The sequence below is a fragment of the Pseudoalteromonas sp. Scap06 genome (assembly GCF_013394165.1).
GTDB lineage: Bacteria > Pseudomonadota > Gammaproteobacteria > Enterobacterales > Alteromonadaceae > Pseudoalteromonas.
In genome coordinates this window covers 2,124,273-2,149,459 of record NZ_CP041330.1, presented here as the reverse complement: position 1 = coordinate 2,149,459, position 25,187 = coordinate 2,124,273, and the positions used below count along the sequence as shown (strand labels likewise).

Genomic DNA, 25,187 nt, shown 5'->3' with positions numbered 1-25,187 from the left:
GACTATTAAAACTGCATATTGTGCTTTTTAGCATAAATAAAAAACACCGGAATTTCGATTATGACGTAAGTTAAAAAAGTAAACCAAAACCAATTAACTTCAAATACTAACCAGCTAAATTGCACGCCCGAGTTGTAATAAAGGCTAGATGCAATTAATAGTGTAATGCCCGTTGCAAATAAATCTTGCACCGATACTTTTTTAAAGCTACTGCCTGCAAAGCGCGGATAAATAAATCCGTAGCCAAGCGTTATCATAATGATAACTAATAACAATAAATTTAGTTCAGGGGTCATTGTGGTTTATATTGCCTCGCATATTCTATTCGCTCTTGGGAACTTGGGTGCGTTGATAAATACTTTAACCAAGCATCATCATAGCTCCCTTCTTGCGCTTGTAAATTCTTTTCCAGTGCTTCAATTGCATCAGCAAAGTCGTGGTTAGAATAGCCTAATTTTAAAAGGTTTTTAATCGCATATATATCGGCTTCTTGTTCCATATCTCGCGAAAACGCTTGTTGTAAAAAAGATGAACCAGAGCCAAGCACGACTTCTAATATACCTTCTAAGTCACCAAAAATAACTGCAAATACAACGGTGCTCGCTGCAGCTTGTGCCGCAAGTCGAATGCTGTGATGGTGCTGAACATGACCAATTTCATGAAGTAAAATAGCACGCAGGGCATCAGGATCATTTTTTAATAGATCAACAAGTTCGTCAGTTACTACAACCCGACCATTTGGAAGAGCAAACGCATTAGCTGAAAAATAATCAGACTGATAAAAAGATAGCCTAAACTTTGCACTGTCTAAATTGAGCGAGTTAAGCATTAAACGCCATTGTTGCTGTATTTCTGATTGCTTATTAGTGGAAAGTTGAGAAGGTTCCAATGCGACTTTTTCTATTACACTGAGCGTTTGCTCTCCCATCGTTTCAATTGTCGAGGCAGGTGCTAAGTTAACGCTATAAACGGCTACTGATGGTATTAAGCGGTATAAAATTAACCAAAGTAATAGGGGAATTAGCAGCACGGATGCAACAATAAGAATCTTATTTTTTTCTAAGCGTTCACTGAGTCCATGCTCTTTAAGCGCGAATGGCCACCTAAATTCTAAATCTTGAGGAATAAATCGCCCACCATCAGCAAAATTTAACTCTGACGCCATGCCAGGTAACGGGCTATCAAGTTGGCAATTGTCTATTTTTGATGCAAGTAACGTCGTATTCTCAGAGTCAACAAGTGTTATTTGCTCATGGGAAAGGTGTGCATAGCTTTTAATATGTTGGCTGCTATTAGGGTAATAATAACAGCCAAAAATAGGATAATTACTCATTAGGTGAGTGAAATATCAATATCAAACACATTGGCCGCTTCTTCAGCAAATGATGACTGCTCATTTTGTGCAACATCAATCAACGAAAGTGCGCCGCTATAAATAGTGACTTCAGTAACCGATGCTAACAGCTTTGCTCTGCGTACTTTAGCCCAAGGGTAGGCCAGTCCTAAGGTAAATATAATTGCCAATACATTGGTAAATAGTAAGATGGCATAGTCAATGGCTTTTAAGTTCGAATCAAAGGTAGCTACTTCTGTAAATTCACTGTTATTAAAAATATGATTTCGAATAAGCGAATGATAAACAGCGCCTACCAGTGTTAAAAACGCAACATACAACGTAGCAATTAATAGCGGCACTACAATTGTCGAAAGGCTAAAGTTTTGTGTGTTTAAGTTATCGATAGTTAAGGCACTTGCACCAGCAAAGAAGCCAAAAATAACTAAGCCACCTATTGCAACTCCTAGGGTAATAAGTGCTGCGATGTAATAGCGTTCGCCCTGAAGATTTACTGTAAGTGGTTTATTTCCATAGCTGATGTTTTCATGCATATATTGATCAATTCGCTTTAATACATACGGCAGTAATAGGTGTAATGTGAATACACTTGCAATAGGCAATAAAACGAAGTTAATAAATGCATCGCCGTAATTACCTGAAAAGGCAAAGCGTACATTACGATGGCGAGTCATACGCATATTAAAACGCAGACCTTGGTTGATGATCCACGGCAATAAAAATAAAAAGCCAATAGCAAATAAAAGGCCTATTGCCGGTGCGAGGCTGCTAAGTAAGGTGTAAATTAAAAATGCGATGACCGCTAAAATGCGCCCTTTTAAAATTTGTATTGGGGTCGCTAGATAGTCAAAGCTATGGCCGTCGATACGCGTATGACCGTAAAAATAACGGTAGGTGCGCACTTTTGCCCATGCAGAGTAAATTCCGAGAGTAATAATACTAAGTAGTATATTAACACTCCATATGCCAAAAAATTCGCCGGCTTTGCCGCTAAATTGTACTTTACCGCTAAAAATAGCAGGGGGTGTTTGATTTGACTCAGATGAAGTTGGGTGTACTGGTTCCATTTTAAAAATATATCCATGTAGTTTTTTGTAAATTTACCTTTTTTAGATAAAAAAAACAATCTTTATAATTAGCTAGCTGATTGTAAGTAGGCTATTTTTATTGCTTTTACTGTTTATGGGGCTGCACTTTAAGTCACCTCTGGTATACTGTGCAGATAATTTAATGGGGCTGTCATGATTTCAAAAAACCAACTTAAACTTATTCGCCAGCTTGGCCAAAAAAAGTATCGCAAGCAATTTAATCAATACCTTGTACAAGGCGAAAAAAACGTACTGGAGTTATTAAATAGCCCATTAAAAGTAAACGATGTATTTGCAACGCAAAGCTTTATTGATAATAACCAAAGCGCATACCCTCAAACGCATTTTATTACAGCAGATGAAGAGCAGCTAACAAAGGCCAGTACTTTGGTAAGTAATAATGCGGCTATTGCAATTATTGATATGCCAAGCACCGTATTACCAGATGAAAACAGTTTAATATTAGCCTTAGATGGCGTATCTGATCCTGGGAATTTAGGTACCATCATTCGCGTGGCTGATTGGTACGGTATAAAACATATTGTTGCTAGCACTGACAGTGCCGATCCGTATAACCCAAAAACAATTAGCGCCACAATGGGGTCGTTCGTTCGCGTATCGGTAAGCCAAGTTGAATTGCCTGAATACTTATCTACATTAAACATGCCTATTTATGGTGCATTTTTAGATGGCCAAAGTGTGCATAGCACTAAATTTAGTGGCCAAGGTGTATTGCTTATGGGCAGTGAATCACATGGAATACGCGAGCAGTGTGCAAAATTAGTGAGCAACAAAATAACCATACCGGCTTTTGGCGGTGCAGAGTCGCTTAATGTAGCAATGGCCACGGGTATTATTTTAGATAATTTTAAACGCCAAGCTTAACTTTTTAGCTATTTATGCGTTAAGTTACTTATAGTAAAAAACAATAATAAATCGGTAATAACAATAAAATGCGCTTAAGCACTATTAAATTAGCGGGCTTTAAATCGTTTGTAGAGCCCACTAAAATTCCATTTCCTGACCAAATGACGTGTGTTGTCGGCCCTAATGGCTGTGGCAAATCAAACGTCATTGATGCGGTGCGATGGGTGCTTGGTGAAAGCTCAGCTAAAAATTTACGTGGCGATGCCATGACCGATGTCATTTTTAATGGCTCTACTAACCGCAAGCCCATTTCGCAAGCCTCCGTTGAATTAATATTTGATAATACCCAGGGTAAGTTACCCAATACTTTTGCTGATCGTAACCAAGTGGCTATTAAGCGTTTGGTGACTCGCGATGGCCAGTCATTGTACTTTTTAAACGGCAGTAAATGCCGAAAACGTGATATTACCGACATATTTTTAGGCACGGGCCTTGGGCCGCGAAGCTACGCTATTATTGAACAAGGGATGATCTCACGTTTAATAGAGAGCAAACCGCAAGAGCTACGTGTTTTCTTAGAAGAAGCCGCAGGGGTCTCTAAATACAAAGAGCGTCGCCGCGAAACGCAAACACGCATAAAAAGCACCCGAGAAAACCTAGAGCGACTGCTTGATGTTCGTCAAGAGTTACAAAACCAGCTTGATAAACTGGCGGTACAATCGGTTGAGGCTAAAAAATATCGCGAACTTAAATCCAAAGAGCGCACCTTAAAGGGGCAAATAGCGGTATTAAAATGGCAAAAACTGCATCAACAACAGCTCGATAAAAGTGCGCAAATAAAAAAGCTGGATGACCAAATCAGCTTCTTTAAAACGGCGCATTCAGGCCATGATGATGTGCTGGCAAGCCTTGATGCTCAAGTGCAAGCTCAACAAGATAAACTCGATGATGCACAGCAACAGCAGCACCTTACGCATACCGAATTGACTCGCAGTGAACAGCAGCAGATTAGCATTAAGCAACAAACGCTTTCACTGAAACAAAATTTAGCCAAGTTAGAGCAACAAAAAAACCAAAGTGAAGAAGTCAAAACGCAGCAACAAAGTCTTTGCCAAGAGTTAGATGACAACTTGCAACAGGCTGTAGAGCATAACTTAATGTGTAGCGAGCAGGTTATAGAACTTACCGATGAGGTTAATCGGCTGTTGGAGATTAAAAATACCGACACATCACAGTGGCAATCACTAACAGAAGACTATCAAAAATTAAATAATCAGCAGCTAGCGCATGCAAATGCAGTAAAACATACAGAACAGAAAATCAGTTATGTTAAGCAACAACTAACGCAGCTTGATGATCAAATAGATGAGTTAAAACGCAGTGAGATAGAGCAGCAATTAATTCAGCAACAGCAGCACAGACAAACGCTAACAGAGCAGCTGGCTAACGCGCAAACTGCTCATAGTAGAGGTCAAAGTGCTCAGGCAATACAGCAGCAACAGCTTGATGAAGCTCAGCAGCAATGGCAGCATTTATCTCAGCAAGTTAATGAACTAAAAGCCGGTATAGCAGGGCTAAAAACTACCCTTGGACTTGAAAAAAACAGCGATAAAACTTTAACTTTATTCAAGCAGTTAACTGTTCAGCCTGGTTATGAGTTTTTAGTAGAGCAGGCGCTGTCATCACTTGAGCACATTCATATTTCACCAGGTAAAGCAGAAAATAGCACGTGGCAAATACCCTCACAGTCTGTGGCAAGCAATAGTATTGCTGCCTTTATTAGCGCTGGTATCTACCCAGAGTTATTAAACCATATTGCTTATGATGCCGAGGGTGAAGCTCACCATCTTAACGATGCCAGTTATATTGCAGTGATGGACAAGCAAGGAGCGTTACATGGTCGAAATTGGCATCTTAGTGGCGAAAAAAATGCAGAAAACTCCTTATTATTAATGCACAAAAAGCTCAAACAGCAAGAAACCTTACTTGAGCAACAACAACAGGCATTGACGGACGCACACTCCACACTTGAAGAACATCAAGCGCAGGCTGCATTAATAACCGAGCAGCAAAACGAGCGCAAAGACACTATTCATCAATTAGCACAACAACTTGCTGTAGCAACAACGCGTGGTGAAATGCTCAAAGCGCAAGCTGATCAACATCAGCAACAGGTGACGAAATTACAACAACAACGTCAGCCACTGCTAGAACAACAGCAGCAGTTAAGCGAATTGTTGGGCGAAGAGCTTGATAAAAATGAACAGCTTGCAGAGCAGTTAGAGGCCTTAGCTGTAGAGCTTAACCAAGCCGATAGCACACGAATAAATAGTGATGAACGTTACAAACAAGTTTTGAATAATGCTGAACAATATAGAACGCAAGCACATCAGGCAGACCTTAATGAGCAAAAAGTGCGTAGTGAGTGGCAGCTCAGTCAAACCAAGTTGAACCATGCCGAACAAGCATTAACAATGGCTGTAGAAGGAACGCAAGAGCTAATAGAGCAAATTGAGGCGTTACTTATTCCTGAGCAAGAGCTTGCACTAACTATTGAACAATTATTAGTACAGCACCAACAAGGCGAACAAACCCTTGTGGATATTCAACAGCAGTTAGCTCAAGCAAAACAAGAATTACAAACCAAACAAGCGAGTTTAAAAACGTCACAAACTGAGCTGGTGGCATTACAAGAGCAACACCAGAAGCTGAGCATTGAAGAGCAAAGCCTATTAATAAAAGCGCAAGCGGTACTTGAGCCACTTAGCGAGCTTAATCAAAATTTAAAACAGGTTTTAGCAGAGCTTCCTGCAGAGTTGTCATTAAACGCAGCGCAAAATCAACTTGCTGGAGTCAGTAATCAGCTAGAGCAATTAGGAGCCGTTAACCTTGCAGCCATTGATGAATTTGAACAAGCTAAGCAAAGAAGTGATTATTTAAATAATCAGCTGGATGATTTAACCCAGGCATTGACAGCTTTAGAAGGCGCTATTCATAAAATAGATCGTGAAACTAAAACGCGCTTTAAGTCTACCTTTGATCAAGTGAATCACGATTTTGGCCAGCTTTTTCCAAAAGTATTTGGCGGCGGCAGTGCTTACTTAGAATTAACCAGTGACGATTTACTCGAAAGTGGTGTTAGTATAATGGCAAGACCTCCGGGTAAAAAAAATTCGACAATTCATTTGTTAAGTGGTGGAGAAAAAGCGCTGAGCGCATTATCATTGGTGTTTTCTATATTCAGGCTCAATCCAGCTCCATTCTGTATGCTGGACGAGGTAGATGCCCCATTAGATGATGCCAATGTGGTCCGTTTTTGCCGATTGGTTGAAGAAATGTCACAATCTGTGCAGTTTATTTATATAAGCCATAATAAAATTGCAATGGAAATGGCGGGTAGATTAACGGGTGTAACCATGGCAGAGCCAGGCGTGTCGCGCATGGTTGCTGTAGATATTGAACAAGCGGTGCAACTTGCACATGCATAATTTTATAGTCATTTGCTAGTTGTTTTGGGTAAAATGATGGCAGTTAGGCATATTAATAATAAAAGGTGAGGGGATGGCCGAAGAATTAAGATGGGTTTTAATTGTGATCAGTGTGTTTGTCATTGGTGGCTTATTAATACACGGTTTGTGGTCAGTAAGAAAAAAAGAGAATGCTGAACTCCCTGCAAGCGAGCGAGTTGAACCTGTTCAAGAACAGCAGCCTTCATCTGTGCATACTGAGCCACAAGAGCCAACGTTAGCGCAACGAGAAGAGCCACAAATGAGTGAGTTAAACTTCAGTGCTGATGAGCCACAAATAGATGTTAGCCCAGCTGATACAGCTATTGAAGATGACCTTGAAGTGGTAACCGAAGAGGCTGTTGATACACAACAAGACGCCCCTAAAGATGTTTCAGACTTTGTGATTGTGCATATTCAAATGCCAGAAGGACTGACCATGCAAGGCAGTAAATTACTGCCAGCAGTTAACACGCTAGGTTTTAAATATTCAGAAGAAGGCTTTTTTAATCGCCATCTAGACCCTGCAGGCCAAGGGCCGGTGTTATTTAGACTGGTAAATATGTATAACCCTGGCACGTTCGATATTGATAATATGGAACAGTTTAGTACCGCAGGCGTGAGCTTATTTATGACTCTACCATGTGATGGCGATGGCCTTGCTGCGTTTAATATGCTGCACAGCGCCGCTAAGAAGCTAGCAGATGAATTTGGAGCTGAAATCTTGGATGCTGAGCGAAACGAAATGACGGTAGAGCGTATTCGTCAATATGTTGAGCAGGTTCGCGCATTTTCTGCGTAATATACGCATAAGTTAAATTTTGTAAGCCACTGGGCGTTCACTCGTCAAAGTGGCTTTTTTTATGTTTTTGAGGTCTACATGGCAAGCAGCATTAGTGAGCAAATTAATCATCTTCGTACCACGCTTGAGCAACACAATTATAGTTATTATGTGCTTGATACACCCAGCATACCCGATGCCGAATATGATCGCTTATTACGTACTTTGAGCGAATTAGAAACCCAGCACCCTGAGTTTTTAACCTCCGATTCACCTACTCAAAAAGTAGGTGGGGCGGCGCTTGCCAAGTTTGAGCAAGTAGCACACCAAGTGCCTATGTTGTCGCTTGATAACGCTTTTGGTGAAGACGAATTCAATGGTTTTAATCGTCGTATTAAAGAGCGTTTAATGAGCACTGAAGAGCTTACATTTTGCTGTGAGCCTAAACTGGATGGCTTAGCGGTATCGATTATTTATCGCGATGGGGTATTAGTGCAAGCAGCGACTCGTGGCGATGGTTTTACTGGCGAAAATATTACCCAAAATGTAAAAACAATTCGCAATGTGCCATTAAAGTTACGCGGTGATGATTACCCGCGTGAGCTTGAAGTGCGCGGTGAAGTGTTTATGGATAGCGCGGGCTTTGAAAAATTAAATGCCGAAGCAGAAAAGCGCGGTGACAAAGTTTTTGTAAACCCACGTAATGCGGCAGCGGGCAGTTTACGCCAGCTAGACTCAAAAATTACCGCAAAACGGCCATTGATGTTTTATGCCTACAGCACCGGATTAGTTGCCGATGGCACCTTACCTGAAGATCACTACCAGCAACTTGCTAAGCTTACCGATTGGGGATTACCACTGTGTCCAGAAACCAAATTAGTTGAGGGCCCAAAGGCTGCGCTTGCCTATTACAATGATATTTTAACGCGTCGTAGCGAGCTAAAGTACGAAATAGATGGCGTGGTAATAAAGGTAAATAAAAAAGCCTTACAAGAGCGCTTAGGCTTTGTAGCTCGCGCACCGCGGTGGGCAATCGCTTATAAATTTCCGGCGCAAGAAGAAATAACGCAATTATTAGATGTTGAATTTCAAGTAGGGCGCACAGGGGCAATTACTCCCGTAGCACGACTAGAGCCGGTATTTGTTGGGGGTGTTACGGTATCAAATGCAACGCTGCATAATGCCGACGAAATAGCTCGTTTAGGCGTTAAAGTGGGCGATACTGTCATTATTCGCCGCGCAGGGGATGTTATCCCGCAAATTACTCAAGTGGTACTTGAGCAACGCCCAAGCGATGCAAAAGAAATTGTCTTTCCAACTATGTGCCCCATTTGTGACTCGCATATTGAACGGGTTGAAGGTGAAGCCGTTGCACGTTGTACCGGTGGTTTAGTATGCCAAGCACAGCGTAAACAAGCAATTAAGCATTTTGCATCGCGTAAGGCATTAGATATTGACGGCTTGGGCGACAAAATTGTTGATCAATTAGTTGACCGAGAGCTGATCAAAACCCCGGCTGATTTATTTATTTTAAAGCAGGGACATTTTGAATCACTTGAACGAATGGGGCCTAAATCAGCTAAAAATTTAGTTGCCGCGCTTGATGATGCAAAAACGACTACCTTAGCAAAGTTTTTATATTCACTGGGTATCCGTGAAGTCGGTGAGGCAACCGCGCAAAACTTAGCTAATCATTTTTTAACGCTTGAAAACGTAATCGATGCCAGCATTGAACAGCTGATTGAAGTAAGCGATGTAGGTGAAATAGTGGCAAAGCACGTGCGTGGCTTTTTTACTGAAGAGCATAATTTAACCGTGGTGAACGAATTAATAGCCCAAGACATTAACTGGCCACAGTTAACAGCGCCATCAGAGCAAGAACAACCGCTAGCGGGTTTAACTTATGTGCTAACTGGGACGCTTAATACGCTTAATCGCAATGATGCGAAAGCGCGCCTACAACAATTAGGTGCCAAGGTATCTGGCAGTGTTTCAGCCAAAACGGATGCGCTAGTGGCGGGCGAAAAAGCCGGCTCTAAACTAACTAAAGCGCAAGAACTCGGTATAGAAATACTGACAGAGGATGATTTAATTACTTTGTTAGAGACTCATAATGGCTAGTTTTACAAATATACTTAATACCTTGTTAATTGACCTAGGCCAGTGGCTACAAGGCTATTTACCGCATTTATCATTGCTTTTGATGGTGTGCTTAGTGTCGCTTTATGCGGATGACATTTTAAAGTTAACCAAAGGCGTCGTAGCTAGGCGCCACTTTATTATTAGGGTGGCGTGTTTTGTGTTGATAACTGCGTTTGGCTTTGGCTTGTTAGTGGTGTGGTTAAGCCCACTGCTAACTAAAGCTTTACTGTTTTTTGGCACTAAGTGGTTAGCGCTTACCTTATTAGTGGCATTTTTTATTTTGGGCACTATTGCCGATAGGAAAAACCAGTTGTGAGTCGATATGGACCTGAATACTGGGATAAATATGGAAGCTATCGTACACCATTCGCATTCCACTTGAGTATTTTAGTGTTACTGCGGGCCTATTTTATTTGGGTGATTGCCGCGTTGAGTCGTCGACCTGAGCTTGATTTAATGTCATTGTTTTTTAAGTCAAAAGATGATTTTTTTATTGCTATAGCGATCGGTGCTGTAGCGATTGTACCCACTATTTTATTTTGTTTACGCAGACCAAGAGACTCGCATCAAGCAACACAACGCTTGGCGCGTATTTGGCGGTATATGCGTTGGCCGCTGATTGCGTGTGCATTAATTGATTTGTCGTGGTTAAGTATTCAGGCAGCCCATAGCCATTATCGCTTCTCATTGTTTTTAGCTGTGCAAATGGTGATTGTATTATGGGTGTTGTGGTATTTGGCAAAAAGTCGTTACTTAAGTGTTTTCTTTAGTGATTGGCCCGAGCCGACAGAAAAAGCAACTGATAAAAAGTAAGAGGGCTTATGCACAGTATCAATAAAAAAATAGCACAAGTAATTGCTTTAATAGGGCTCATTATTATAGCGAGTGGCTATTTTTTTTCTTTAGGCGAATTCCTTTGGTTTAAAGCTGCCTTAGTAATGTGGGTTGTGGTGTTTTGTTCGTGTTGTTACCGATTAACGCCGTTGTTTAAAATGCGCAATCCGCTGCGTAATTTTATTCAACGCGATGCGCAGCACTTATTTGTTTTTAGTTTAACAGGGCTGTTTGATAAAAAAAATGGCCCGCATTGGTTAGTCATCAGTAATATTGAGTCGATAGAAATAAGAAACGATGAACTAATAGTGCACAGTAATAATGACCGGCAATTAAGCGTGAGCATTCCTGGCAGTCAAGCCCAATTGCATGCCTATGTAAGCCGTATACTTACAGCAACAGAAAAGCACACTATAGTCTTTAGATAGCGTTGATCGTGGGATTAGCCACAGGCGTACTAGACTACAAGTAAATGATTGCTAGTTAAATTAATAACGTAATGAGGTTGTTATGTTGAAGTGGAACGATATTGTTAATTTTGCCAACCATGGTAATCCAACACCGGTTCGAAAAGTGGTTAAAACAGATCAGCAATGGCGCGAACTGTTAAACGAAGAGCAATATTATGTGACCCGTAAAAAGGGAACTGAACGACCAAATAGTTCGAGTAGTTGTACCTTGTTAGAGCCAGGTAAGTATGTGTGTGTTTGTTGTGACAATTTACTATTTGATGCAGATGAAAAGTTTGATAGTGGCACCGGCTGGCCTTCATTTACGCAACCGGCAACTGAGGAAGCGATTGGTTATGTCATGGATAATAGTCATGGCATGGAGCGAGTTGAAGTTGTTTGTAATGTGTGTGATGCGCATTTAGGGCATATTTTCCCTGATGGGCCACTTCCTACTGGTTTACGCTACTGTGTAAACGCACTGGCAATGAAAAAGCTCTAGGGCCTGTTGACCTTTCAAGATTAAATTTACAGCGGCCTGTTTGGGATTTAGGCAATGCAGCGCCTATGTGGTGTGGTTACTCACCATAAATAGGCGATAACGTAGCATTAATGCCAAACAGGCTCTAACTAATCTCTAGTTTCATTTCTTTAGCAATCTGAAGTAGTTTATCGAACCGCTCTGATTGCTCTTCTGCTAAGGGGGATTTTTTTAATAGTTTAAAGCACTTTTGGGCCAACAGACTATTGAAAGAGTCACCATGTTTTTTTGACTTATCCACTAAACATTGCAATAAATTAAGCGCAATACTTGGATTGTGTGGCATGACTCTAAATGCTTGGCTGAATGCCTCTAAGGCAACATTTAATTGGCCGCGCTCAAACTGCTTAACAGCATGATTATTGAGCTCTTTCGGCCCCATTTTAATATCACGTCTTTCACTTTGCTGTTGCTGTATATAACGCAAGTAAGTAGCATCGCTTCTACTTGGGTGACGTTCGCAATGATCAATTATTTGACTAAATAGCGCTTGCGCCTTTTGGTGAAAACCTAATTCATGCAGTGCTTTTGCTTTGTCTAGGGCACCATCTACTGAACGTATTTGAGTATCGCTGTCATCAAGTTGCTCAATGAGCTGTTTCGCTTTTTTATGTTCATCTTTTAAATAATAAAGGCGTGCATTGAGCACATCGATTTGAGTTTGCGCATTACTGGTTGGGAATTGTGTTTTTAACTCATTAATATATTTATTTGTTTGACGAGAGATCCTGTTTATTTGGTCGGTTTGATCTGTGGTCAATGCAAAATCAATCCCAGCACGAGCAGCATTTAAATAAATGTCTGGGCTATCATGCATAGAGTACTTAGCATAAGTGGCAATATCTTTTTGAGTTAAGTAGCTGGTTTCATAATCTCTATTAATGAGCGATACGCTGTTCAGTGATTTTTGACGGTCTATATTACGTGGAGCAATGTGTGCCGCTTGGCTTAAAAAGTCTTGGGCTAAATCAAATTGGTTTAGTTTTATTTCTAAACGCCCTAATAAGTCTAAGGCTATAAGACGCGTTTCATTTCGTTCAAGCATTGTTTTAAGCATGCGTTGAGCTAAAATATGCTCATTGTTAGCAATTAAGGCTTCTACCAATCCTACTTTTGCCCATGCAAACTTTTGCATATTCAAAACTGACTTAAAAAAATCTTTCGCTTCTTGGTTTTGTTTTAGCGCCAGTAAAATATTGCCTTTTAATCTAAGTAGAATAGGGCTGTATTTATTACTTTTATCGAGTTGGGCATTAATTTGTTTCAATGCTTTAGACTGGTTATCGTCATCAATTAAAGTGTATATAGCTTTTAAGTCGCTTTTACGTTTGAGAATACGCTCTATGCGCACTCTTAACTCTTGTACAGAGAAGGGTTTTACTAAAAAGTCATCGGGTTGAAGTTCTAATACACTGTGAACTAACTCTCCGCTCGTTTCCGCAGATGTAAAAATAAACCCAGTAGAGTGTTTTATTAATGCTTTAGCGCGTAATTCTTCATAAAGCTGGTAGCCATCTTGGCGTTTGCTTAGATTAAAAGAGCAAATTACCAAGTCAAATTCTTCATGTAAGCATTGTTCTTTTGCCGCTAGAGCATGATCTGCAAAACGCATATGTCCAAAGCCAATTTTTTCGAGCGACTGTTTCATGTAGCTTTGAGCAAGTGGCTGCTCTTCTACAATCAGTATTTTTGCTTCATTGAAAATATTTTTAGACATTGGCTTAAGCGTAATTGAATTTAACACAGACTATAATCAACAGTTTAGACGCTTACAAGGTAATTTAAAGATTCGCCTCGAAGATGAGAGCTTATTAAGCAAATTAATTCTAAAGGTTTATATTTTTATCTTAAAAGAGCTAAAAACCCATTTAAAGTAAATGAATAGCACGCGTAATAAAGTAAGTTTAAACAAAATGATTTTGGAGATAATAAAACTCGGAAGATAGATTTTTGGTATGTGATTGGAATACTGATTTTTTGAAACCGAAGAATTACTTGGTAACGAATTTCTAAATGGTAATTAATACTGAACCTGAACTAAAAGAGTTGAGGATAATGAATACTAAAAATGGAAGGTGGTACTGGAGGATTTAGATTTTTGTAATATGCACCATTCAAAGAATGGTGGGTCGTACTGGACTTGAACCAGTGACCCTCGCCTTGTAAGGGCGATGCTCTCCCAACTGAGCTAACGACCCATATTACAAATTTACACATGACTATTAACATAATAATAGATTTTATATGTGGTGGGTGATACTGGACTTGAACCAGTGACCCTCGCCTTGTAAGGGCGATGCTCTCCCAACTGAGCTAATCACCCACATATAAATTAAAACGCTACTATTAAAATAAACAGTACTGGACTTTAACCAGTGAACTTCGCCGTTACTTGTAAATAGCGGTGATGCTCTCATTTTTTGTAACTGAGCTAACGACCCATATTACAAATTTACACATGACTATTAACATAACAATAGATTTATATGTGGTGGGTGATACTGGACTTGAACCAGTGACCCTCGCCTTGTAAGGGCGATGCTCTCCCAACTGAGCTAATCACCCACATATAAATTAAAACGCTACTATTAAAATAAATAGTACTGGACTTTAACCAGTGAACTTCGCCGTTACTTGTAAATAGCGGTGATGCTCTCTTTTTCTAACTGAGCTAATCACCCATTTAGACATCTTGTAATATGCACCATTCAAAGAATGGTGGGTCGTACTGGACTTGAACCAGTGACCCTCGCCTTGTAAGGGCGATGCTCTCCCAACTGAGCTAACGACCCATATTACAAATTTACACATGACTATTAACATAATAATAGATTTTATATGTGGTGGGTGATACTGGACTTGAACCAGTGACCCTCGCCTTGTAAGGGCGATGCTCTCCCAACTGAGCTAATCACCCACATATAAATTAAAACGCTACTATTAAAATAAACAGTACTGGACTTTAACCAGTGAACTTCGCCGTTACTTGTAAATAGCGGTGATGCTCTCATTTTTTGTAACTGAGCTAACGACCCATATTACAAATTTACACATGACTATTAACATAACAATAGATTTATATGTGGTGGGTGATACTGGACTTGAACCAGTGACCCTCGCCTTGTAAGGGCGATGCTCTCCCAACTGAGCTAATCACCCACATATAAATTAAAACGCTACTATTAAAATAAATAGTACTGGACTTTAACCAGTGAACCTCGCCGTTATTTGTAAATAACGATGACACTCTATTATTTCTAACTGAGCTAATTACCCATATAGAACTTAGATACGACACATTAGAATGTGGTGGGTGATACTGGACTTGAACCAGTGACCCTCGCCTTGTAAGGGCGATGCTCTCCCAACTGAGCTAATCACCCGCATCTAAATAACACCACATTGCTGCGTTGTTGTGGGGCGCTATTATAGATAGACTTGTAAATGTGTCAACACTTGAATGATAAAAATGTGCTGAATGAAGCTTTTATAATCAATGCAATGCAAATAGTGTTCACTTTATCAACAAGGTAACATAAAACGAACAATAAGCATGCATGGCTGGGCGCTAATGTAACTACATTCATATTCACTTGATAGGGCTCTGTTGCTTTTTAAGGATGAAAATTAATTCAATTTAGTGGTAATTGATTTACCGAGCCAGGGTTGCAACCAAGAAATCAAAGTTAAACTTTCTAGTTCAGATCATCCTGCCTATATTATTCAATTGTTTAAACCACTCAAATTAGCAAGTTGTTTATCGCTTAGCATAGTTAAGCTTTACAATTAGCATTTAATAAAATCCAGCTAGGTTATGATGGAAGTAGGCCCGTTTTAGGCAAAAAGCGGTGGTAACTCAATTTGCATATAAATGTATACCTTTTGAGTCCGATCTGAATAGGTACTTTTAGTATTATAAAGTCGTTATTCTCAACTCAAACGCAAATGTGGCACACTTAACGTAACTCATGGTTACTTAATACTATGAAAATCTACTTTTTAGCATGTATGATAGCCAGTTTGTTGAAAATTAAACCATTTAAATAATGTCGCACAAAAAACTGTTGACTTTATTTTGGGGGGTGCATAGAATGCGCCCCGCACTAAGCGATACACGACGTGGTTATCACCGAGCGTATTGAATAAGTTGGGGCTATAGCTCAGCTGGGAGAGCGCTTCGCTGGCAGCGAAGAGGTCTGCGGTTCGATCCCGCATAGCTCCACCAATTTTTAGTGTTTGTCCTAGGGTAGCAGTTTTCTGTGTCCCCATCGTCTAGAGGCCTAGGACACCGCCCTTTCACGGCGGTAACAGGGGTTCGAATCCCCTTGGGGACGCCACTTAACTTTTAGTTAAAGGCGGTTTTACCGAGAAAATAGCGTAACACATAAAGCTCGAGTCTTTATTTGTACTATTACGCCATTACCTTAAAGCTCAGGATGTGAGTTTAACTAATCAATTGTCCTAGTGACACTTTTTAGTGTCCCCATCGTCTAGAGGCCTAGGACACCGCCCTTTCACGGCGGTAACAGGGGTTCGAATCCCCTTGGGGACGCCACTTACTATTATATAGTAGGGTAGTGTTATTAAAGCTCGTCTGAATCGAGTCTAAACTTTCAGTTGTCCTAGTGACACTTTTTAGTGTCCCCATCGTCTAGAGGCCTAGGACACCGCCCTTTCACGGCGGTAACAGGGGTTCGAATCCCCTTGGGGACGCCACTTACTATTATATAGTAGGGTAGTGTTATTAAAGCTCGTCTGAATCGAGTCTAAACTTTCAGTTGTCCTAGTGACACTTTTTAGTGTCCCCATCGTCTAGAGGCCTAGGACACCGCCCTTTCACGGCGGTAACAGGGGTTCGAATCCCCTTGGGGACGCCACTTACTATTATATAGTAGGGTAGTGTTATTAAAGCTCGTCTGAATCGAGTCTAAACTTTCAGTTGTCCTAGTGACACTTTTTAGTGTCCCCATCGTCTAGAGGCCTAGGACACCGCCCTTTCACGGCGGTAACAGGGGTTCGAATCCCCTTGGGGACGCCACTTACTATTATATAGTAGGGTAGTGTTATTAAAGCTCGTCTGAATCGAGTCTAAACTTTCAGTTGTCCTAGTGACACTTTTTAGTGTCCCCATCGTCTAGAGGCCTAGGACACCGCCCTTTCACGGCGGTAACAGGGGTTCGAATCCCCTTGGGGACGCCACTTACTTATTTCTAATAGTGAAGTGCAGTGTTATTAAGTAACTCGTCTGAATCGAGTCTAAACTTTCAGTTGTCCTAGTGACACAGAAAATGTTTCTGAGAAGATAATGCCATTCGCCTCACAGGCTCGGCTCATCTTACGCAGAAATAGCAAATCAGTGATTTGCAAACCAATTTCTGCGTCCCCATCGTCTAGAGGCCTAGGACACCGCCCTTTCACGGCGGTAACAGGGGTTCGAATCCCCTTGGGGACGCCACTTACTTTTTCTAAAGTAGGTATGTGTTATTAAGATAAAAAACTTTCTGTTCAAGTACTTCCTACGTTCGTCTATAAAATACCTCTCTAAATTAAATATTTAGGTCTATCAAAGCCTAGAGTCACGATATTCACTCAAGTATTGTTCAACCTCAAAAGACTTAATTAAAAGTATCTGTGTTTTTTATTCAGGGCTTATAAATATTCTACTTGTTAATCTACATAAAACTTCCAAAAAATGAGGAGGATTTATGGCAAGTGGATGGGCGCGAGATGGCGCAATTCAAGATCAAATAGATGCAAGTGTTAATGATGCAGTGCAATACGCAAGAAGTAACCTAATTTCAGGAGCGAGCGCTGAGCTTTGTGATGAGTGTGACGAGAGAATACCACAAGCAAGAAGGTTAGCATTACCAGGCGTGCGCTACTGTATTTCATGCCAAGCGGAATTAGAAGGGCTACCAAGTAATGCTAACGCGTTTAATCGCCGTGGCAGTAAAGATAGTCAATTACGATAAAGGTGCTCAAGGCACCTTTTTTTATGGGTAAAATACTACCCGTGATTATTTATGATTTTTTCTGAATAAGTTCAATTGCATATCCATCAGGGTCTTTAACAAATGCAATTTCCGTTTTGCCACCTTTTACTGGACCTGGTTCACGACTAACGTTACCGCCAGCTGCTTTGATATCCTCACAGGCCTTATAAATATCATCAAATTCAATCGCTATATGGCCATAGGCATTACCTAAATCGTAGCTGTCAGTATCCCAGTTATAGGTCAGTTCAAGTACTGTTGTATCAGTTTCATCACCGTAGCCGACGAAGGCAAGGGTATAGCGATACTCTTCATTATCTGCACGACGTAACTCTTTCATACCTAGCACATTAGTGTAAAAGGCAATTGATTTATCTAGATCAGCAACCCGTAACATAGTATGTAGTAAACGCATTTAAATTTACCTCAATTTATTCTTTGAAATCTGTAAAGTACGATTATAAGCAATTCCTAATCATAAAACTGTATTACGCGATATTTTTACTTCTCAACTTTACCTTTAAGGACATATATTTCGCCATCAAAACTGCCCTGAATCGTTAACCCTTGTCCTGCAAGCTCCTTCAGATAGTCTATATGCTCTTGTGTAATATGTTGCCCCGGAACCAAAAGCGGAATTCCTGGCGGGTAGGGCGTAACTAAACCGGCGCAAATGCGGTTGTTACTTTTGCTAATAGGTACCGATTCGCGCTCGCCATAAAAAGCTTCGCTTGGAATACAGGCTAAGTCTATAGCTGGTAAATTCTCCGGTAAGCGAGAACGTCGTGTCGATGTGGCTAGTTTTACCTTGCCACTATCGAGTTTTTTTAACGCATTGTATAAGCGAATGATCTTCGAGCGCGTGCCGCCAAGAGTCAGTAACACCAAAATAGTACTGTGGGTGTATTTTTCTATTTCTAAGCCAATTTCATCCAGCAGATACTTATGAATATCTTTTAATGAATAGGGTAATTCGCTAATGTCGATAAGAATTTTTAGCGGGTCGTGGCCCATGTTATCATCACTAAAGTGCGGGAATATTTCCGTAAACTCTTGTTTACCAAGCACTTTAATCTGCTTTAGTGATGCCATCTGTTGCTTAAATTCGTCTACATGATTTAACAAGGCATTGAGTAACTTATAGCCTTCCATCTCCAATTGTTTTTGGCACACATCAAGAGAAGCGATAAGCTGATATTTCGGCGATGTACTGGCATAAATACTGTAAATCTCGCGAAAGAAGTCAGCATCAAAATCAGGATCGTTTACATGGATATACGATGCCTGAGAAAACGCCGATACCACTTTATGCGCTGAATGAGTAACATAATCAGCGCCAGCATGAATCGCAGAATAATACCGTAAACTTGGATGAAATAGCGAGTAAGCAAACCACGCTTCGTCGATAAACACCTTAATACCATGTTGATGAGCAAACTCGACTACCTGTTTAAGGTCACTCAGTAGGCCATCGTAAGTACAACCGGTAAGAACCAGCAATTTCGCATCGCTGTTCTGCTCAATTGTTTGTTTTATATCAGCCAATGACGGTGGCGCAAAAATCCCATATTTAGGGTTTAAAATACTCGACAAGTAAATGGGTAAACTGGCTGATTGCAAAATGCCATAGTGCACAGATTTATGGCAATTACGGTCAATAATCACTTTATCGCCTTTGCGAAGCAGTGTCTGCAAGATGATTTTATTTGAAGTGGATGACCCATTAGTGACGAAGTAAGTGTGCTTCACCTCAAACGTAGCGGCAGCTGACTCTTGGGCACGGCCAATGGTATTGGTGCTATCTGATAATGAGCCTAACGAATCGACTGACACCGACAAGTCACCCACAAACACATTACGGCCATAAAACTGATAAAAATCTTTAATATAGGGAGAATTTCTAAAGCTTGAACCACCGCTGTGCCCAGGTGTGTGCCATGAATCGTTCGACTCGCCAACATAACGGCGGTACGCTGTCCAAAAAGGCGTTTCTGAGCGATCATCAAAGTCATTGATCATATAACCTAAAATTGCTTCAGGGTCTGAGATTACTTCATCTTTAAAGAAGAATGACTCAATCTCCTCCGACTCATTAACAATTTCTAGCCCCTCTGTGTCGTCTCCAATAACATACACAGGTAATTCAAGACGGATCCCCTTTAGCTGCTCTATAAAACGACTATAAGTGCGTTCACCAACCTTATTTTGCACATCCCAACTAAGTACAACGGCCTGAATATCACCATCTTCCTTTACACCCTCCAGTGCTTGTTCAAGTTCAAGGTACTCAATAATATCGATATGAATATCGTTTCGCTCAAAATTAGGGATAACTTTTGACAGATTCGTCGAAAGTTCTTTTAAGGTGCTAGGGTCTTGCTCAATCAGTAATATACGAAGTAAGGGTAACATAGAGGGTCGCACTATAATTTTATTATGCTCAGTAGCATAACTAATGAATTAAGACTTGTGAAATTAATACTTTGGAAATGTTCCAATAATTACGGCAAATCACGAATAAACAGATTTTATTTGAATTGATTTACAAGGTATGAAAAATGAAAGGTGCCAAAGTTAGACACCTACTTTGAATAAACAAAAAAGTAACACTGGAATACGAATTAATCATTGAGCTTATTCTTATAAGCCTGATAATTGAGGTTTATTATTAACAATCGTGCTAAATGAACGTTTTTTATTTACGGATCTATTCTACTTTATCTTTAAACTCTTTAGGCACTACTTTTTCGAGCTTCTTTTCTACTTCAATAAGGTTCTTACCCATAGCAAACTTATCAAGGTTTGAGTCGGCCAGCCGAAAGATAATAAAAGTAGATGCAAAAGGTAATACCTATAGGATGCTTTTATTAACTTCCTGACTGTTACTATCGACATAGCATTATTTACCCTAATTAAACAGCTAACAGTCAGCTAACAGCCTCAATAGTTTTAGTTTTTTAAAACAATGTTTTGGCCTACTAAGTGCATTTTTTAAAAATCCATTCTAAAGGCCCGTGTTTAAAATACTTGAGCCAAAACACACTGGAAATTATGCTAATTATGCAAAAAACCAATGCGGAAAATATTGACAAGTCTATGGTTTGATTAACGAGTAAGCCAGTTGCCTCAAGAATTCCCATGCCAATAATGACATGTGCTACATACAGAGTTAACGTTAACTGCCCAGTTTTGCTTAGCCACTCAATTAACCGGTTGGTAGGAAATACACTTGCTAGTTTTAGAGAAACCAGCAAAACAAGAACGGCAGAGCTTGCAGCTGAAAACATATATTGTGGCAACGGCGGTATTATTGACGTGGTTAACAAAAACTCAATTTCATCTTTTGACATGCCAATAGACGGGTCATCTCCTGCCCACATTCTCAGCATATAGAAGCTTGCTTCTACAATAAGTAAAATACTTAAAGACCATGTAAACAAAGACTTCCTTACATTAGTATTGGATAAATCTTGTTTACCCAACCATATGCCAAATAGCAAGAAACCACACCATGGTAAAACTGGGTGATAACCATTAAAGAAAAGGTGTCTAATCACTCCTTCAGTTGTCCAAAAACCAGAATAACTAAGCTCAAGCCAATCCCATCCTTTTTCGTAATCAAAGAATAGCCACATTAATGGAAATGCAAAAACAAAACCGATAGATGCACTGAGCAGTTTCTTGCTGCTAAGAGTAAATAATAATGCAGCTATCAAAAAATAGAATGCATAGAATTTCAAGATGTCGGCTTCCCAAATAGGTGTAAAAGCCAAGCCAATCAAAAGTAGTAAAACAGACCTTTTTATCAAAGAGGTTCTTACTTGCTTGATGTGTTCAAGTGATCCACTGGTAACACATTTTTTAGTTAAAAACGCAATACCTATACCCGCTAATATAACAAACAAAGCCGAAGCCCGACCTTCGAATAGAGCCGCAAACTCTATTAATTGTGGTGTGCCATTATCGGCGTTCATGGCTAACTTAAAGTTGACAATAACCATACCAAAGAGCGCTAACGCTCTTGCAAAGTCAATACCGATTAGTCTATTCACTCTCTTGCTCCACAGAATTCATTTTTAACTTTTGAGACATTGCTGTATCATAATGGAACTTAATAGATGATACAAGGCTGTCTCATAAAATGGATGCAAGAACAAATAATTCGAGAAAAAAAATTATTCAATCGGGGTTAAAACTGTTTATTCAAAATGAGGATTCAACGCTAGTTGACGTGGCTAAAAGGGCTGAAGTTGGTAGAGCAACGGTGTACCGCCAATTTAAGCATAAGGAAGCGCTTCAAGAAGAGATTGCGTTATATTGTTTAGACCGCTTTGACGAAGTAAATATGTCCGTTGAAAATAAAGCTAAAGACTCATTGGATGCTATTAGGCTTGTATTCGAAAATACTTTGCCGTTATACGAGGAATTCGCTTTTTTGCAAAAGTTCGAGAAGATGTTTCAGAAAAGTGAAAAGCTTCAAGTTCGTATGCAACAGCAAGATAACGAGATACGAGAATTGATAAAACTTGCGAAAGATGAGGGGTTATTAAGTAAGCACTTCTGTGTTGATTGGGTTTTTTATTTTTTTGAAGGTTTATTGTACGCAGGTTACAAGATGAGTCATCTAGATAATTACAGTTCAGGTAAGGCAGCACATTTAGCTTTTTTATCGTTCAAGAGTGGGGTTGCTTCATAACCCCCTGCAAGAATATAGATGTAACATTAATTTACTGAAGACAGTTACTACGCCAGCATAACCCCTGAGCCATTCAACGAGCACACTTAGCTGCTAAAAGAAGTGAGTGAATCGTTATAAGTTTACTAGGCACATCTTGTGGTTAATTTATTTAAAAGATCAGTTTGCTACCTATCAGTTCTTTTTTTGGGGGGAAATCGACACAACTTAAGCCAGCTATGTCGCAACTTGACACTGGGTAAGCCAAAGCTAACGTCCGCTTTCGTACCTTAACAGGTGGGAGCTATTCAGTCTTATCTTTAAACTCACATAAATCTTCAATAATACAGCTGCCACATTTGGGCTTTCGTGCAGTACACACGTAGCGGCCATGTAAAATGAGCCTGTCGTGTACAATCACTTTGAACTATTTTGGGGTCACTTTTTTACATTGATTGTCGGCACAACTAAAAGATAGTGCTGATAAATGAGAGATATAGTTAGTTGGATTAGACCTAAGTTTATATCAAAGAGTGCTTCATTCTAGTCATCTCACAATTACTTATTAACTATATTGAAATATATATCATCAATAGTTGTGTAGCGGTTTATATAGAGTATTGAAAAGGCTAAATAATAATGACCTACAGGAAGTAATAAAAAACAATTTTAATAAATAATACGTTCGAATAGGCCCATTTGGTCGTCAACGCGCGCCTAAATGGCTAAATTGCCCAACCTAACTATAAAACGATAATCAATGTTAAAAACCAAAAAAAGGTAAGAAATAACTTTGAATATTTATAACTTTAAGGAAACACATTATGTCTAGTTTAACCGCTGCTCGTTTAGTGGGCGTATTATGGCTAATTTCATCATTCTCATACATGACGGCTAGTTCACTCATTGCGGAGTTGGTTAGTTCACCGGACTACCTTGAGCAACTTTTTGCTAATAAGCTTACGGTAACCACGGCAGTGCTATTAGAGTTCATAAATTCAGCGGCTGTTGTGGGGATGGCAATAATTATTTACCCCATTATCAAACAATATAGTGAGCGTATTGCAGTTTGCTATGTAGCATTTAGGCTTGTTGAAGCAGTTATGTTACTAATAGGTGCTGTCGCTCTATTGTCAATGATGAGGATAAGTAAGGAGCTCGTTGAAACGACCGTTAGTAATGTTGATTACTTGCACACTATGGCGACTGTTCTTAGAGCTGAGCGCTATTATGACTTTCAAATGGGCATGATCCCTTTGGCAATATGTGGCTTTGTTCTATGCGCAAACTTTTATCAATACCGACTTGTACCGCGTGGATTTTCGGTGTTAGGAATGATTGGCTATTTTGCTTTATTGCTAAAAATACTTTTTGGTTTTTTTGGGATGAATTTGGGCGGACAATGGTTATACCTTCCAGGGGCTTTATTTGAGTTGTTACTACCATTTTGGTTATTTGTTAAAGGCTTTAATTTAGAAAATAGTCCGAAAAAATAGTATATTTTCAATTTAATTAAGGTGGGTATTATTTTTTCCTATGGACCCAACATTAGTAGATAAAGAAATTAGGAGAGCACAGAAGTTATTTATCGAAATAAAAGTACTTAACTTCACCTATTATTTATTACGAATTAGCTTAGCTAATGACACAAATAATTACTGGAGAGGCTAGTGAGTATAAATCTACTTAGTTGACAATAGGTAGTGTTAGTTAGAGTTTAGATTTATAATTAAAAGAAATTATAAATCTTTTATCTTAGGTAAGTTCGATGGTTAACCTTTTACCGACAATATTATATTCTAGCATGATAGGAATGACACTTATTGCTTTGCTTGATGTTCTTAAAAGGCCAAAGCAAAAGCAAAATGTTTTTCTGAAAGGTTTACTGTTGTTATTAATGGTGCATTTAGCGGGGGAGCTATTTATTCATTCTGGCGCATATATTTATGCTCCGGGTATAGCAGGTCTTCAGTTTCCGCTTCGTGTATTACTTGGGCCTGCTCTATATTATTATGCACATGCCTCTATGTCAGCTGATAAAGTCGCCAATAAAAGCCTTAAAACATTAGCGCTCTCTGGTCCTATTATTGTTTTATTAGGTATGGTCCCTTTTATATTTATGATCACTCCAGCAGAGAAGCTCGCGCTGGCCACTCCTTCAACGAGAGATCCTGACCTTTGGAAAATTGCAGTATTTACCTGTTTATTCACTACGTCAGTTTTTATTTTTTATACGCTTTTTTATTTAGTGGCAGCCTTAAAGCTTCATAACGTTCATCGTCGACAATTGATGGAGCGCTTTTCTGAAATAGAGCATAGTTCATTGGTGTGGTTTAGGCCCATATTGTTTATATGGGGGGCTACATGGTTATTGTATGCCATTGAGTTTTCACTCGGTGCCTTGGGTATACACTGGTATGGCTCTGGTGTTGTGCTGCCAATATTGGAGGTTATAGCTTTGGCTATTTTTATCCATAAGGCTTTAAGCCAAAAAGTTCTTACTGACTCTGAAAAAGGGATACCTCACACTAGTCAGCCGTCTCAAAGTCAAACAAGAGCTGCATTACTTAGTACTGAAAAAATGCAATTTATAGCGTCAAAGCTTGAACATGCAATGAAAAAAGATAAGCTGTTTTTGCAAGATGACTTATCGCTAAAAAATCTATCTGAATGCATATCTGAAACTGAAAACCATATTTCAGAAACACTCTCTCAATTTTTAAACACCAAATTTTTTCAATTTATTAATGGTTTTCGAGTCGAAGAAGCCAAAAAGGCTTTAGATAATAGTGATAAATTAATTACGAATATTGCCTTCGATGCCGGATTTAATTCAAAATCGACATTCAATACTGCGTTTAAAAAATTAGTGGGTTATAGTCCATCTGCGTACCGAAAATTGAAGCGTGAAAATAAGCAAAATATGTCTAGAGTGAATGAATCTAAAGTTTAAAGTA

Annotated in this window: 19 protein-coding genes, 15 tRNA genes and 2 pseudogenes; 20 read left to right on the top strand and 16 right to left on the bottom strand. The window is 39.6% G+C overall.

The genetic code is table 11. From position 1 onward, the window contains the following. Positions 1-5 precede the first annotated feature (5 nt). Genes FLM47_RS09925 through FLM47_RS09915 form a run of 3 tightly spaced genes read right to left on the bottom strand, consistent with a single transcriptional unit; the run spans position 6 to position 2,421 of the window. A complete protein-coding gene (locus FLM47_RS09925) occupies positions 6-296 on the bottom strand; it encodes a hypothetical protein (RefSeq protein ID WP_138622793.1) in 291 nt (96 codons plus the stop codon). Beyond that, complete coding sequence (locus tag FLM47_RS09920; RefSeq protein ID WP_178956289.1) at positions 293-1,333, bottom strand: M48 family metallopeptidase; 1,041 nt, start codon at positions 1,331-1,333, stop codon at positions 293-295. The genes FLM47_RS09925 and FLM47_RS09920 overlap by 4 nt, the downstream gene beginning before the upstream one ends. Beyond that, positions 1,333-2,421: a YjgN family protein gene (locus FLM47_RS09915; RefSeq protein WP_138571245.1), complete on the bottom strand. Its 1,089-nt coding sequence runs from the start codon at positions 2,419-2,421 to the stop codon at positions 1,333-1,335. Before FLM47_RS09915 ends, FLM47_RS09920 begins: the two co-directional genes overlap by 1 nt. Before the next feature lie 174 nt (positions 2,422-2,595). Here FLM47_RS09915 and FLM47_RS09910 point away from each other — a divergent pair, with 174 nt between their 5' ends. The 8 genes from FLM47_RS09910 to msrB all read left to right on the top strand — a co-directional run bounded on the left by FLM47_RS09910 (position 2,596) and on the right by msrB (position 11,523). Further along, positions 2,596-3,327, top strand: coding sequence for an RNA methyltransferase (locus FLM47_RS09910; protein WP_055013314.1), 732 nt, complete (start codon positions 2,596-2,598; stop codon positions 3,325-3,327). 68 nt (positions 3,328-3,395) lie between these two features. Continuing rightward, positions 3,396-6,797 carry a chromosome segregation SMC family protein gene (locus FLM47_RS09905; RefSeq protein WP_178956288.1) on the top strand — a complete coding sequence of 1,134 codons (3,402 nt, stop codon included), beginning with the start codon at positions 3,396-3,398 and terminating at the stop codon, positions 6,795-6,797. 73 nt (positions 6,798-6,870) lie between these two features. Beyond that, on the top strand, positions 6,871-7,617 hold the full coding sequence (gene zipA, locus FLM47_RS09900) for a cell division protein ZipA (protein ID WP_054202488.1): 747 nt from the start codon (positions 6,871-6,873) through the stop codon (positions 7,615-7,617). 78 nt (positions 7,618-7,695) lie between these two features. Then, positions 7,696-9,717, top strand: a complete 2,022-nt coding sequence (gene ligA, locus FLM47_RS09895; RefSeq protein WP_178956287.1) for an NAD-dependent DNA ligase LigA — start codon at positions 7,696-7,698, stop codon at positions 9,715-9,717. Continuing rightward, positions 9,710-10,054: a DUF3392 family protein gene (locus FLM47_RS09890; protein ID WP_008115215.1), complete on the top strand. Its 345-nt coding sequence runs from the start codon at positions 9,710-9,712 to the stop codon at positions 10,052-10,054. The genes ligA and FLM47_RS09890 overlap by 8 nt, the downstream gene beginning before the upstream one ends. Continuing rightward, positions 10,051-10,551, top strand: a complete 501-nt coding sequence (locus tag FLM47_RS09885) for a DUF2919 domain-containing protein (protein ID WP_010388389.1) — start codon at positions 10,051-10,053, stop codon at positions 10,549-10,551. Before FLM47_RS09890 ends, FLM47_RS09885 begins: the two co-directional genes overlap by 4 nt. Positions 10,552-10,559: 8 nt before the next feature. After that, positions 10,560-11,000 carry a hypothetical protein gene (locus tag FLM47_RS09880; protein WP_138596182.1) on the top strand — a complete coding sequence of 147 codons (441 nt, stop codon included), beginning with the start codon at positions 10,560-10,562 and terminating at the stop codon, positions 10,998-11,000. 82 nt (positions 11,001-11,082) lie between these two features. Then, positions 11,083-11,523 (top strand): peptide-methionine (R)-S-oxide reductase MsrB, encoded by a 441-nt coding sequence (gene msrB / locus FLM47_RS09875; protein ID WP_008115220.1) that lies wholly within the window; start codon positions 11,083-11,085, stop codon positions 11,521-11,523. 124 nt (positions 11,524-11,647) lie between these two features. Here msrB and FLM47_RS09870 read toward each other — a convergent pair whose 3' ends face one another. From FLM47_RS09870 to FLM47_RS09835, 8 genes are all read right to left on the bottom strand, one after another. Then, entirely contained in the window at positions 11,648-13,279 is a 1,632-nt protein-coding gene (locus tag FLM47_RS09870; protein ID WP_054202497.1) for a response regulator, read from the bottom strand. Between the two features lie 405 nt (positions 13,280-13,684). Continuing rightward, positions 13,685-13,760: transfer RNA gene (locus FLM47_RS09865), tRNA-Val, on the bottom strand. A gap of 49 nt (positions 13,761-13,809) precedes the next feature. Next, positions 13,810-13,885: transfer RNA gene (locus tag FLM47_RS09860), tRNA-Val, on the bottom strand. Between the two features lie 166 nt (positions 13,886-14,051). After that, a tRNA-Val gene (locus FLM47_RS09855) sits at positions 14,052-14,127 on the bottom strand. A 151-nt stretch (positions 14,128-14,278) separates the two neighbouring features. Next, a tRNA-Val gene (locus FLM47_RS09850) sits at positions 14,279-14,354 on the bottom strand. Between the two features lie 49 nt (positions 14,355-14,403). Next, positions 14,404-14,479 (bottom strand) — tRNA-Val (locus FLM47_RS09845). Between the two features lie 166 nt (positions 14,480-14,645). After that, positions 14,646-14,721: transfer RNA gene (locus FLM47_RS09840), tRNA-Val, on the bottom strand. Positions 14,722-14,869: 148 nt separating this feature from the next. After that, positions 14,870-14,945, bottom strand: a tRNA-Val gene (locus FLM47_RS09835). Positions 14,946-15,711: 766 nt separating this feature from the next. Here FLM47_RS09835 and FLM47_RS09830 point away from each other — a divergent pair. The 9 genes from FLM47_RS09830 (at position 15,712) to FLM47_RS09790 (ending at position 17,534) form a co-directional block, all read left to right on the top strand. Further along, positions 15,712-15,787: transfer RNA gene (locus tag FLM47_RS09830), tRNA-Ala, on the top strand. Between the two features lie 36 nt (positions 15,788-15,823). Then, a tRNA-Glu gene (locus FLM47_RS09825) sits at positions 15,824-15,899 on the top strand. 142 nt (positions 15,900-16,041) lie between these two features. Further along, positions 16,042-16,117, top strand: a tRNA-Glu gene (locus tag FLM47_RS09820). Positions 16,118-16,202: 85 nt separating this feature from the next. Next, a tRNA-Glu gene (locus tag FLM47_RS09815) sits at positions 16,203-16,278 on the top strand. An 85-nt stretch (positions 16,279-16,363) separates the two neighbouring features. Next, positions 16,364-16,439 (top strand) — tRNA-Glu (locus FLM47_RS09810). Positions 16,440-16,524: 85 nt separating this feature from the next. Further along, positions 16,525-16,600, top strand: a tRNA-Glu gene (locus FLM47_RS09805). 85 nt (positions 16,601-16,685) lie between these two features. Beyond that, positions 16,686-16,761, top strand: a tRNA-Glu gene (locus FLM47_RS09800). A 180-nt stretch (positions 16,762-16,941) separates the two neighbouring features. Then, positions 16,942-17,017 (top strand) — tRNA-Glu (locus tag FLM47_RS09795). Positions 17,018-17,267: 250 nt separating this feature from the next. Further along, positions 17,268-17,534 carry a DksA/TraR family C4-type zinc finger protein gene (locus FLM47_RS09790; protein WP_055013360.1) on the top strand — a complete coding sequence of 89 codons (267 nt, stop codon included), beginning with the start codon at positions 17,268-17,270 and terminating at the stop codon, positions 17,532-17,534. A 49-nt stretch (positions 17,535-17,583) separates the two neighbouring features. Here the strand turns inward: FLM47_RS09790 and gloA are convergent, their stop codons facing one another. The 4 genes and pseudogenes from gloA to FLM47_RS09775 form a co-directional block, all read right to left on the bottom strand. Continuing rightward, positions 17,584-17,970, bottom strand: coding sequence for a lactoylglutathione lyase (gene gloA, locus FLM47_RS09785; RefSeq protein ID WP_138608757.1), 387 nt, complete (start codon positions 17,968-17,970; stop codon positions 17,584-17,586). Positions 17,971-18,056: 86 nt separating this feature from the next. Then, on the bottom strand, positions 18,057-19,967 hold the full coding sequence (locus FLM47_RS09780; protein WP_178956286.1) for an aminotransferase class V-fold PLP-dependent enzyme: 1,911 nt from the start codon (positions 19,965-19,967) through the stop codon (positions 18,057-18,059). 310 nt (positions 19,968-20,277) lie between these two features. Continuing rightward, positions 20,278-20,361, bottom strand: a pseudogene (locus FLM47_RS18885) (endonuclease III); the annotation flags it as partial. Between the two features lie 172 nt (positions 20,362-20,533). Then, positions 20,534-21,607, bottom strand: coding sequence for a DUF418 domain-containing protein (locus tag FLM47_RS09775; protein WP_178956285.1), 1,074 nt, complete (start codon positions 21,605-21,607; stop codon positions 20,534-20,536). Between the two features lie 89 nt (positions 21,608-21,696). On the opposite strand from FLM47_RS09775, the gene FLM47_RS09770 reads away from it, so the two are divergent. Continuing rightward, positions 21,697-22,251, top strand: coding sequence for a TetR/AcrR family transcriptional regulator (locus tag FLM47_RS09770; RefSeq protein WP_138569935.1), 555 nt, complete (start codon positions 21,697-21,699; stop codon positions 22,249-22,251). Between the two features lie 283 nt (positions 22,252-22,534). Here the strand turns inward: FLM47_RS09770 and FLM47_RS18945 are convergent. Next, positions 22,535-22,657, bottom strand: a pseudogene (locus FLM47_RS18945) (endonuclease III); the annotation flags it as partial. A gap of 397 nt (positions 22,658-23,054) precedes the next feature. Between FLM47_RS18945 and FLM47_RS09760 the strand changes: the two are divergent. After that, the gene (locus tag FLM47_RS09760) at positions 23,055-23,726 is read left to right on the top strand and encodes a DUF4386 domain-containing protein (RefSeq protein ID WP_138608749.1); all 672 of its coding nucleotides are present in this window, start codon (positions 23,055-23,057) and stop codon (positions 23,724-23,726) included. Between the two features lie 272 nt (positions 23,727-23,998). Next, on the top strand, positions 23,999-25,183 hold the full coding sequence (locus FLM47_RS09755; RefSeq protein ID WP_178956284.1) for an AraC family transcriptional regulator: 1,185 nt from the start codon (positions 23,999-24,001) through the stop codon (positions 25,181-25,183). Positions 25,184-25,187 lie beyond the last annotated feature (4 nt).